This is a genomic window from Ruegeria sp. CDSA033 (assembly GCF_059612305.1).
The window spans coordinates 181,136-190,847 of the sequence record NZ_JBXWQI010000008.1 but is presented as its reverse complement, the minus strand read 5'-3'; the positions used below and the strand labels follow the sequence as shown (position 1 = coordinate 190,847).

Sequence of the window (9,712 nt, the reverse complement as noted above, 5' to 3'; positions counted from 1 at the left end):
CCATCACCGCCCTTGCCGCCGCCTTTGCCGTCACCGCCCTTGCCGCCGCCTTTGCCGCCACCTTTACCGTCGCCGCCCTTGCCGCCACCTTTACCGTCGCCGCCCTTGCCGCCACCTTTACCGTCGCCGCCTTTGCCGCCACCTTTGCCGCCGCCATCGTTGCCGCCGCCGTCATTGCCGCCGCCATCATTGCCGCCGCCATCATTGCCGCCGCCATCATTGCCGCCGCCATCGTTGCCGCCGCCATCGTTGCCGCCGCCATCGTTGCCGCCTGGGCTGTCGCTTCCGCCACCACCGCTTGGGCTGTCGCTTCCGCCACCGCCGCCTGGGCTACTGCTTCCGCCACCGTTGTTGTTGCCTCCGGTAGAACCGCTGCTGGTATCGCCAGAACCAGACTCACCGCGCGGGCTTGGGTCCGCTTGTGCTAATTGATCGCTGTCCCGATCTTCGCCACCTCGTGCCGAGTTTTCGCGGACTGAAGCTGTCTCTAAATCTGTCAACAATACGGCCAAACCCGGGCATTGTTCGCCAGTGAAAGCTAGTGTTGCTTCGAAATCTGACCGTGTTTGCAGCCGCTTCAAAAAACTGGGTGTCACGTGCGTACATTCACACAGCGTCTGATAGTCGCCGGCGTTGGCTGCTATCCGCGCAGTTCTCGCGTTGCATACATCCGTCGCAGCATACGCAGAGGTTACGATCATAGCTCCTATGAATGGAGAGGCTACCAATGCCGAAACAGTGGATTTCAGTTTAATTCGCATCACTTAGCTCCTTGCGCCTTAATACCCAGGTGCGTCAGGGTCTTCGGTTACACTGTGGGAGCCGCAAATGAAGCGCAGGTAAGTTCCCGCTAAAGATGCGTTAATGAAGGCTCGCCACAACTCGTTACAATGATCACGGCACTAGTTGTGACGATCTCTTGGCGTGAATATACAACATCTACCCAAGCCGCCAAGTTAAATGAGGCGGAAAATTGTCAAAATCTTGAGAGGTCGCCGAATGCAACTTTCAAATTCAGCCACAATAATCACAGGTGGCGCTTCGGGTCTGGGCGAGGCCACCGCCCGTCATTTCGCAGAACACGGTGCACAGGTTACAATCCTGGATCGCGACGCAGAGCGTGGCCCTAAGGTTGCCGAAGACATCGGCGGGCATTTCGCTCAGACAGATGTCACAGATGAAAACTCAGTGGCGGCGGCAATCGTGCACGCAAAGGGCAAGATGGGTCGCATCACGGCCGCTGTGAACTGCGCCGGGATCGCCTATGGGATCAAGACAGTCGGCAAGGATGGTCCCCACCCCCTGGACGCATTTCAGCGCACGATCGACATCAATCTTGTGGGAACGTTCAACGTTTCGCGCCTGGCCGCTGCCGAGATGGCAAAGAATGATCCCGAACCGGACGGCGCGCGCGGGGTGATCATCAACACTGCTTCAATCGCAGCCTTCGACGGACAAAAAGGACAAGCGGCCTATGCAGCCTCGAAAGGCGGTGTCGTGGGGATGACGCTGCCAATGGCGCGCGATCTGGCCTCGACTGGAGTGCGCGTGATGACCATCGCTCCGGGGATTTTCATGACGCCGATGCTGGCCGGTCTGCCCGAAGAGGTTCAACAACAACTGGCGGCAGATGTCCCTAACCCTGCCCGCCTCGGCGATCCGGGCGAATACGGGCGGTTGGCCGGTTTCATTGTCGAGATGGGCTACTTGAACGGAGAAGTCATCCGCATCGACGGCGCCCTTCGTATGCGTTAAGCCTGTCCCATGACAGAGCGGGAAAAGATGCAGTCCGGGCAGTGGTATAACTGCCTGGACTCGGAACTTGAGGCGCTGCGCACCTGTGCCCGGCACGCAGTCCACACACATAACACCTGCCCGCCTGATGCCCGTGGTGCCATAGCACCCGAGTTGCAGGCGTTGTTCGCTCGGGTCGGGCCGGATTGCTTACTCGAGGCTCCGTTTCATTGCGCCTACGGGCTTAACATCCACCTCGGCGCGCGGGTCTATTTCAACGCCGACTGCGTCGTTCTGGACACCGCACAGGTTCGGATCGGAGATGACACGATGTTCGGCCCGCATGCCCAGATATACTGTGCTCAGCACGCCAAAGACCCGGCAGAACGCGCACAAGGTTTGGAAATCGGGATACCGGTGACCATTGGCCGAAACGTCTGGGTTGGCGGAGGTGCCATCGTGATGCCCGGCGTCACCATCGGCGACAACGCCATTATTGGCGCAGGCAGCGTTGTAACTAAAGACGTCGCGGCCGGAGAAACGGTTGTGGGCAACCCTGCCCGACCGTTGACGCGCCGCTAGGCGCCTTCGGCCTTTTCCTCAAGCACCAACCACTCTTCTTCGGCGGCGGCCAGTATCTCTTGCCGTTCGACCAGCGCCTCGGTCGCCTTCTGGAACTTGACCGGTTCACGGGTGAACAGCTGGGGATCGGACATAAGCTCTTCCAGCTTGCCGATTTCGGCCTCTAGGCGGGCAATCTCGGCAGGCAACTTCTCAAGCCGATGCTTTTCCGAGAAAGATAGCCCGGATTTCGGCTGCGCTTCTTGCTTTTGCTTTGACTTCGAAGTCTTTGCTTTTTCAGCTTTCTTTTCGGCAACGTCACCCCGTTGCGCGATGTAGTCCGACCATCCGCCCGCATAGACGGTCGCGCGGCCATTGCCCTCCATCGCAATCGTTGTGGTGGCAACCCGGTCCAGAAAATCCCGATCGTGGCTGACCAGCAGGACGGTGCCGTCATAGTCGTCGAGCAGTTCCTGCAATAGGTCCAGCGTTTCAACGTCCAGATCGTTGGTCGGTTCGTCCAGCACTAAAAGGTTCGAGGACTTGGCCATCAGTTTCGCCAACAGCAAACGCGCTTTTTCGCCACCTGACAATGACTTAACGGCCGCTCTTGCCTGCGCATCATCAAACAGGAATTCCTTGAGGTATCCGACCACGTGCTTTGGCTGGCCACCGACCATCACCTGATCCGCTTTGCCGGAAACCCGCATTTCGGGATCGCCTGTCAGGCTATCCCACAGGGTCATTTCGGGATCCAGCTGCGCGCGAGCCTGGTCGAAAACCGCGATTTCAAGATTGGTGCCCAGCGTCACTGTTCCTTCGTCGGGCTGTTCCTGACCCAGCAACATTTTGAGCAGGGTTGTCTTTCCCACACCATTCGGTCCGACAAAGGCAACGCGATCCCCACGTTGTGCCAACAGATCAAAGTTCCGAACGATCTGCTGCGCGCCAAAAGACTTGGACAACCCCTTGGCTTCAATCACTTTTCGCCCGGACTTTGGTCCGCCTTCCAGCGACATTGCCGCTGATCCTTGACGTTTGATCTGCGCGGCCTTTTCAGCGCGTAAGGCCTGCAAAGCCCGCACCCGGCCTTGATTTCGCTTGCGCCGTGCACTGATACCTTCGACCGCCCATTTGGCTTCAGATTTGATCAGACGATTCAGCTTGTGACGCTGTTGATCTTCTTCTTCCCAAATCTTGTCGCGCCAGGTTTCAAAAGCCTCAAACCCTTGCTCCTGCCGCCGTACCATGCCGCGGTCGATCCACAACGTCGCGCGGGTCAAAGCGCGCAAAAACGCACGGTCATGTGAAATCAGAACAAAGGCTGCGCGGGTCGATCCCAGTTCGCGTTCCAGCCAGGCAATCGCTTCGATATCCAGATGGTTCGTCGGCTCGTCCAGCAGCATCAGGTCCGGCGCTTCGGCCATCAGCTTGGCCAATGCTGCCCTGCGACGCTCGCCACCCGAAGCGGTTTCAATCGGGCGGGAGGGATCGAACTTCAGCCCCTCGCCCGCGCGTTCGACCTTGTACAGCTCACCCGGCTCCAACTCGCTGGACGCGTAATCGCCCAAAGTCGCGAACCCTTCCATGCCGGGGTCCTGCTCCATGTAGCCAACACATTTTCCCGGCGGCACCACGATGTCACCCTGATCAGGCTCGACCAGACCGGCCATGACTTTCATCAGGGTCGACTTTCCCGACCCGTTTCGCCCAACCAACGCGACGCGGTCGCCCGGCTGAACCACCAGGTCCAGCCCCGAAAACACCGGATCGCCCCCGAAAGTCAGGGATATGCCGGACATCTGCAACAAAGGAATTCTCGCCATGCCGCCAGCTAAACCGGTGGACACAAAGCGTCAACGCCCCTGTTTCACCTTTTCGAAAATACTCAAACTACCGGACCACTGCGCGCAGCAACCGTTTACGGGCCGGAGGAATCGCGCCGATCTCAAGCCCGGTGAATACATGCAGCGTATTCATATGCCGATCCACCACCGCATGATCACTGACCCAGCCGCCCATCATCAAATAGGTGCGCAACAATGGAGGCATCCGCAACATCGCCTTTTTCACATCGGGCCTACGCCGAAGGCGAGAGGCAAACTTGAATACATCGGGGGCCTTGACCCGCGGCAACCAACGCTTTGGCGCCAGATGCCGTTGCTTCAACATGGCAAAGGCGTCCAGATACTCGACAGTTTCGGTTCCTGCAAAGGATGAGCAGCCGAACAACATCTTGACGTTGTTCTGGTCCACGTAATTGGTCATCGCACCCCAGGCGACCCGCAGGATATCCGGGTCTGTCCATTCCGGGTGAATGCAGAAACGGCCCATTTCGACCATGCGGCCGTCGAACCCTTTGAGGGCAGACAGGTCATAGAACTGGGCAGAATAACTGCGGTCAACCTCGGCCCCGTGCTCCATTGTCAGCATTCTGAAACAACACACCAATCGTCCATCGGAGCGCGAGTCTTCAACAAGGATATGCGCGCAGACCGTATCAAATTCATCCCGGTCAGTATGATCCGTCCCAAATGCCAGCGTACGCAGTTCCTGCGCCGCCTCGACATCCTGTGGGGACTGCGCCAAACGAGCCCGGTATCTGCCCTTGCCCAGCAATAATGCCATGGTCGCATCCTCCGCGGTTGCTGACCTGCTTCATGTTGCAGCGGTTCTACCACAGAACATGTGACTGTCCTGTGACCATCGCAAGAGGCGGCGCAGACTTAATTCGCGCCCGGAATGTTCGCAGGGTTGAAGTTGCCGATATTGCCCAGCAGCTGGCGCAGGAAGCCACGGTTCTGAACGCTGGATTCGGTCACGCGGCGGTCCAGTACCACCACATATCCATCCTCAAGACCAAAACGTTCGATATTCCGCACAACGCCACGCTGGTCAAAGCTGATCGCAACCAGTTCGCGCGACACCACTTCAGGGCGCTTAGGACCGTAATGGCGCACGCGAGAGCGGACATAGTAAAAACCTGAATCCTTCACCAGCCCGGCAGAGCTGGGCGCTCCGATGGTTTCAACAACGCTGTCGCGGGTGTCGACGCCCACTTTGATCTCAGCCAGTTGGTCAGCCGGCGGGACGTAACCGTGATTCTTGAAGATTGGCGTGCAAGCGCCAGCCGCAACCAAACAGGCCGCAAAGACAAGCCTTTTGGACGCCGGTTTCAACCTGTTCACAACCTTCAACATTTACATCCTCTTGCCTTGGGACCTTGCGGACCCTATCCGATTACATAAACCGCAGCCCCGGTTCAACACACGAAAGGGTCACGAATGACGACTAATACATCTCTGCGGGTGGCCGACCTGCCCCAAAACGCACCCACACCGTTTGATCTGCGCCCCGATAGCAAGGGCCTGGACGCGATCAAAACCGAACTGGGATTGTTGGGCCTGCGCAAGCTCAGCTTTGTGGGTGACGTAAGGGCACAAGGCAAACACGATTGGATTCTTACCGGAAAACTGGGGGCGACGGTGATTCAACCCTGTGTCGTGACGCTTGACCCCGTAACCACGCGCATCGATATCCCTGTATCACGGGTCTATCTGAAAGACTGGCAAAACCCCGACGAGCCTGAATTCGAAATCCCCGAAGGCGATGAGACCGAAGCACTGGGCGCAGAAATTGACCCCGCATTGGTGATGATTGAGGCGCTGTCGCTTGCCCTGCCCCAATACCCACGTAACGACGGCGCAGAATTGGAACAGGCCGGCTATACTGAGCCGGGCAAGCAGGTGATGACGGACGAAGACGCAAAGCCGTTTGCCGGACTGGCGAATTTGCGCGATGCATTGAAAAAAGACGAGTGACATAGGTCTGATTTCCTGTCATAGCAGGCCTCCAGAAAAATCGCTTGAACATGCCGAGAATCGCAGTATTTTCGCGCGCTCAACGGAATTTGGGTTGGACATTGCGGGGCCCGTCCCCTAAACGCGCGTCAAACCACTAGAAAAACGAAGAATGAAACCCGGCCAGCAGCGAATCTGCTGACCCTTAATAGACAAAGGTTGAGACCATGGCTGTCCAACAGAACAAAGTTTCCAAGTCGCGCCGCAACAATCGCCGCGCACATGACGCTCTGGTTGCTGCAAACCCGAACGAATGCGCAAACTGTGGCGAACTGAAGCGCCCGCACCACGTCTGCGCGTCCTGCGGCCATTATGATGACCGTGAAGTCGTCGCTCAGGCCGACGAAATCGACCTGGACGAAGACGCGGCCTAAGCCTCATAACTCGTAGGCCAAGGCATGACGGAACAGCCCACGCAAGCCGGACGGATTACCATCTCGGTTGACGCTATGGGCGGAGATTCGGGGCCCGCGACTGTTGTGGCGGGCATTGCCAAATCGGCAAACAAGAACCCCGATATCGCCTTCGTTCTGCACGGGCCCGAGCAAAAGTTGCGCAAACTTGTCGCCAAACGGCGTGTCCTGCAGGGACGCGTCGTTTTTCGTGATTGCCCCGACGTGGTCACGATGGAGGACAAGCCTAGTCAGGTCGTCCGCAGCGGCAAGCAGACATCGATGTGGTCGACGCTGGAAACAGTGCGCAAAGGCGAAGCCCACGGGGCTGTTTCCTGTGGCAATACCGGCGCACTGATGGCGCTGTCGATGATGCGTTTGCGCAAATTGCCGGGCGTGAACCGTCCGGCCATTGCGATTCTGTGGCCCTCGCGCAACCCTCAGGGCTTTAACGTGATGCTGGATGTCGGCGCCGATGTGCGGGCCGACGCCAAGGATCTACTGCAATATGCACTGATGGGGGCGTCTTATGCCCGCAACGGCATGGCACTGGATCGGCCCCGGATCGGTTTGCTGAATGTTGGCACCGAAGAACATAAAGGCCGGGCCGAACTGAAAGAAGCCCACGCGATGATCTCGGAATTCGCAGAGCAGGCGAATTTTGACTTCGCAGGCTTCGTGGAAGGCAGCGACATTCCCGGTGACAAGGCGGATGTCATTGTTACCGATGGCTTTACCGGAAATGTCGCAATCAAAACCGGCGAAGGCACGGCCAGCCTGATCGGTGACCTGCTGCGCGAGGCATTCAAATATTCCCCCCTGTCCCGGCTCGCGTCGGTTCTGGCCATCACCTCGCTGCAACGGTTGAAGAAACGCATCGACCCACGCCAAGTGAATGGCGGTGTGTTTCTTGGCCTCAACGGAACCGTGGTCAAATCACATGGTGGCGCAGATGCCACCGGAGTTTCGGCAGCGATCAAACTGGCCTTTACCCTGGCCGAGTCCGGTTTCGCCGAAAAATTGGCGGCACGGGTTGCATCGACAGCCCAGCTTGCACAAGATGCCGCGCACGTACCGCCAAAGGCGGGCGAATAACAATAAAGGCAGTACCCCCAAATGGCAGGCCGTTCAGTTGTTGTAGGTGTCGGACACTATTTGCCAGAGCGCATCGTTCCGAATTCCGAATTTGAAAAGACGCTAGATACGTCGGACGAGTGGATCAAAGCTCGCTCGGGAATCGAACGCCGCCACTTTGCCGCTGATGGTGAAACCACGTCCGATCTGGCGACCAACGCTGCCTTGGCCGCCCTGGCCGATGCTGGCCTGAAGGCCGAGGATATCGACGCCATCATCCTGGCGACATCTACGGCTGACCTGACTTTCCCCTCTGCCGCGACGATGGTCCAGGCGCGCCTGGGCATGACCAATGGATTCGCGTTTGACGTTCAGGCCGTCTGTGCAGGCTTTGTCTTTGCCCTCAGCAACGCCAACGCTTTGATCGTGTCCGGTCAGGCCAAACGTGTGCTGGTCATCGGCGCCGAGACGTTTTCGCGCATCATGGATTGGACTGATCGGTCCACTTGCGTGCTGTTTGGCGACGGTGCCGGCGCGTTGATTCTTGAGCTGCAGGACAGCGAAGGAACCGCGCAGGATCGCGGCATTCTGTCGACCGACCTGAATTCTGACGGGCGCTACAAGGATTTGCTCTATGTCGACGGCGGCGTGTCGACTCAATCGACCGGGCATCTAAGAATGCAGGGCAATCAGGTGTTCCGCCACGCGGTTGAAAAGCTGGCGAAAACCGCAGAAACCGCTCTGGGGCGTGCCGGTCTGACCAACGCGGACGTCGATTGGATCGTGCCGCATCAAGCCAACATCCGCATCATTCAGGGCACAGCCAAGAAAATGGGCCTGCCGATGGAAAACGTCGTCGTGACGGTTCAGGATCACGGCAACACGTCCGCCGCATCGATTCCCCTGGCCCTGTCAGTGGGCAAACAACGGGGCCAGATCAAGACCGGCGATCTGATCGTGACCGAGGCTATCGGCGGCGGCTTGGCATGGGGCGCAGTGGTTCTGCGCTGGTAACCGGCGCAAAACGGCTTACACAGCCTCGTGCAATTCATTGATATTGACAGCGAATTTGCCATCACCATATTCTCTGATATCAACAGGGGAAATGGTATGGGCGAAAAAACACTGACGCGAATGGATCTGAGCGAGGCTGTTTTCCGCGAGGTTGGCCTTTCACGTAATGAAAGTGCGCAGCTTGTCGAAAGCGTCTTGAACCACATGTCGGACGCACTGGTCCAAGGTGAACAGGTCAAGATTTCATCGTTTGGTACGTTCAGTGTTCGGGACAAAACCGCCCGCATCGGCCGTAATCCCAAAACCGGCGAAGAGGTGCCAATTCAGCCTCGACGTGTCCTGACATTCCGCCCGTCGCATCTGATGAAGGATCGCGTCGCCGCAGGGAATCGCAAGTAAATTCGGGACGGAACGGTCATGAGCAAGTCCCCCGACGCCTTTCGCACAATAAGTGAAGTTGCGGACTGGTTAGGCGTTCAGGCTCATGTCCTGCGCTTCTGGGAAAGCCGTTTCAGCCAAGTCAAACCCGTCAAACGCGCGGGTGGCCGCAGGTATTACCGGCCAAATGATATGCGCCTTTTGGGTGGTATCAAAAAGCTGCTGCACGAGGACGGGATCACCATAAAAGGCGTCCAACGCATCCTGCGTGAACAAGGCGTGGCCTATGTTTCCTCGCTGTCGCCCAGCCTGGATGAGCCCGCCGCGCCTGAAAGCGCGCCGGCAGATGATACCGTTGTCGTGCCCTTTTCCGCCAAGCCTGCCACGCCCAGCGACCAGATCGATCTGGACCTAGGCGACCCGGCACCGGTGGCCGGGGCGACCGCACCAGCGGAACAAGCTCCTCAGGCCGAGACGCCCACGCCTGCCCCGCAGCAACCACAAGCAGAGCCACCACAGCCTGCGCCCGAGTATCTGGATGAAGCCCCCCTGATGGGCGGCATCGCCACACAAGCGTGGGAACGGACCGATTTTGACGACGATCTTCTGCGTCGGATCGCACCCATCGCCAAGGACTTGCGTGCTGTCATCAACCGAATTGAGAACCGGTCGGCAGGATAAGAAAAAAGGCGATGATTT

General features: G+C 58.2%; 12 protein-coding genes. 8 read left to right on the top strand and 4 right to left on the bottom strand.

What is annotated here, in order from left to right; genetic code table 11:
• Nucleotides 1-761 (bottom strand): hypothetical protein (locus AC2FLA_RS12885; protein WP_496722654.1); only part of this gene is annotated, 761 nt, incomplete at its 3' end.
• 238 nt (nucleotides 762-999) lie between these two features.
• Here AC2FLA_RS12885 and AC2FLA_RS12880 point away from each other — a divergent pair.
• Both AC2FLA_RS12880 and AC2FLA_RS12875 read left to right on the top strand, forming a co-directional pair.
• The gene (locus AC2FLA_RS12880) at nucleotides 1,000-1,755 is read left to right on the top strand and encodes a 3-hydroxyacyl-CoA dehydrogenase (RefSeq protein ID WP_496722653.1); all 756 of its coding nucleotides are present in this window, start codon (nucleotides 1,000-1,002) and stop codon (nucleotides 1,753-1,755) included.
• 9 nt (nucleotides 1,756-1,764) lie between these two features.
• Nucleotides 1,765-2,316: a sugar O-acetyltransferase gene (locus AC2FLA_RS12875; RefSeq protein WP_496722652.1), complete on the top strand. Its 552-nt coding sequence runs from the start codon at nucleotides 1,765-1,767 to the stop codon at nucleotides 2,314-2,316.
• Here AC2FLA_RS12875 and AC2FLA_RS12870 read toward each other — a convergent pair.
• The 3 genes from AC2FLA_RS12870 to AC2FLA_RS12860 all read right to left on the bottom strand — a co-directional run bounded on the left by AC2FLA_RS12870 (nucleotide 2,313) and on the right by AC2FLA_RS12860 (nucleotide 5,495).
• Entirely contained in the window at nucleotides 2,313-4,121 is a 1,809-nt protein-coding gene (locus AC2FLA_RS12870; protein ID WP_496722650.1) for an ABC-F family ATP-binding cassette domain-containing protein, read from the bottom strand. The two genes, AC2FLA_RS12875 and AC2FLA_RS12870, sit on opposite strands and share 4 nt — an antisense overlap.
• 67 nt (nucleotides 4,122-4,188) lie before the next feature.
• Nucleotides 4,189-4,923: a GNAT family N-acetyltransferase gene (locus tag AC2FLA_RS12865; RefSeq protein WP_496722648.1), complete on the bottom strand. Its 735-nt coding sequence runs from the start codon at nucleotides 4,921-4,923 to the stop codon at nucleotides 4,189-4,191.
• 98 nt (nucleotides 4,924-5,021) lie between these two features.
• A complete protein-coding gene (locus AC2FLA_RS12860) occupies nucleotides 5,022-5,495 on the bottom strand; it encodes an outer membrane protein assembly factor BamE (RefSeq protein ID WP_058274497.1) in 474 nt (157 codons plus the stop codon).
• Between the two features lie 84 nt (nucleotides 5,496-5,579).
• On the opposite strand from AC2FLA_RS12860, the gene AC2FLA_RS12855 reads away from it, so the two are divergent.
• From AC2FLA_RS12855 to AC2FLA_RS12830, 6 genes are all read left to right on the top strand, one after another.
• A complete protein-coding gene (locus tag AC2FLA_RS12855) occupies nucleotides 5,580-6,116 on the top strand; it encodes a YceD family protein (protein ID WP_496722646.1) in 537 nt (178 codons plus the stop codon).
• A 206-nt stretch (nucleotides 6,117-6,322) separates the two neighbouring features.
• Complete coding sequence (rpmF, locus tag AC2FLA_RS12850) at nucleotides 6,323-6,529, top strand: 50S ribosomal protein L32 (protein ID WP_037316137.1); 207 nt, start codon at nucleotides 6,323-6,325, stop codon at nucleotides 6,527-6,529.
• A 24-nt stretch (nucleotides 6,530-6,553) separates the two neighbouring features.
• Nucleotides 6,554-7,642 (top strand): phosphate acyltransferase PlsX, encoded by a 1,089-nt coding sequence (plsX, locus tag AC2FLA_RS12845; RefSeq protein WP_058277573.1) that lies wholly within the window; start codon nucleotides 6,554-6,556, stop codon nucleotides 7,640-7,642.
• A gap of 21 nt (nucleotides 7,643-7,663) precedes the next feature.
• Nucleotides 7,664-8,635: a beta-ketoacyl-ACP synthase III gene (locus AC2FLA_RS12840; RefSeq protein ID WP_496722644.1), complete on the top strand. Its 972-nt coding sequence runs from the start codon at nucleotides 7,664-7,666 to the stop codon at nucleotides 8,633-8,635.
• A gap of 96 nt (nucleotides 8,636-8,731) precedes the next feature.
• Nucleotides 8,732-9,034 carry an integration host factor subunit alpha gene (gene ihfA / locus AC2FLA_RS12835; protein ID WP_058274526.1) on the top strand — a complete coding sequence of 101 codons (303 nt, stop codon included), beginning with the start codon at nucleotides 8,732-8,734 and terminating at the stop codon, nucleotides 9,032-9,034.
• An 18-nt stretch (nucleotides 9,035-9,052) separates the two neighbouring features.
• Nucleotides 9,053-9,694: a MerR family transcriptional regulator gene (locus AC2FLA_RS12830; RefSeq protein WP_496722642.1), complete on the top strand. Its 642-nt coding sequence runs from the start codon at nucleotides 9,053-9,055 to the stop codon at nucleotides 9,692-9,694.
• Nucleotides 9,695-9,712: the final 18 nt, after the last annotated feature.

Bases quoted from the DNA above. Each gene is read 5' to 3' on its own strand.
- AC2FLA_RS12875 (WP_496722652.1), top strand. From the start codon at position 1,765: ATGACAGAGCGGGAAAAGATGCAGTCCGGGCAGTGGTATAACTGCCTG.
- AC2FLA_RS12840 (WP_496722644.1), top strand. From the start codon at position 7,664: ATGGCAGGCCGTTCAGTTGTTGTAGGTGTCGGACACTATTTGCCAGAG.
- AC2FLA_RS12830 (WP_496722642.1), top strand. From the start codon at position 9,053: ATGAGCAAGTCCCCCGACGCCTTTCGCACAATAAGTGAAGTTGCGGAC.
- plsX (WP_058277573.1), top strand. From the start codon at position 6,554: ATGACGGAACAGCCCACGCAAGCCGGACGGATTACCATCTCGGTTGAC.
- AC2FLA_RS12865 (WP_496722648.1), bottom strand. From the start codon at position 4,923: ATGGCATTATTGCTGGGCAAGGGCAGATACCGGGCTCGTTTGGCGCAG.
- AC2FLA_RS12870 (WP_496722650.1), bottom strand. From the start codon at position 4,121: ATGGCGAGAATTCCTTTGTTGCAGATGTCCGGCATATCCCTGACTTTC.
- AC2FLA_RS12860 (WP_058274497.1), bottom strand. From the start codon at position 5,495: ATGTTGAAGGTTGTGAACAGGTTGAAACCGGCGTCCAAAAGGCTTGTC.
- rpmF (WP_037316137.1), top strand. From the start codon at position 6,323: ATGGCTGTCCAACAGAACAAAGTTTCCAAGTCGCGCCGCAACAATCGC.
- AC2FLA_RS12855 (WP_496722646.1), top strand. From the start codon at position 5,580: ATGACGACTAATACATCTCTGCGGGTGGCCGACCTGCCCCAAAACGCA.
- ihfA (WP_058274526.1), top strand. From the start codon at position 8,732: ATGGGCGAAAAAACACTGACGCGAATGGATCTGAGCGAGGCTGTTTTC.
- AC2FLA_RS12880 (WP_496722653.1), top strand. From the start codon at position 1,000: ATGCAACTTTCAAATTCAGCCACAATAATCACAGGTGGCGCTTCGGGT.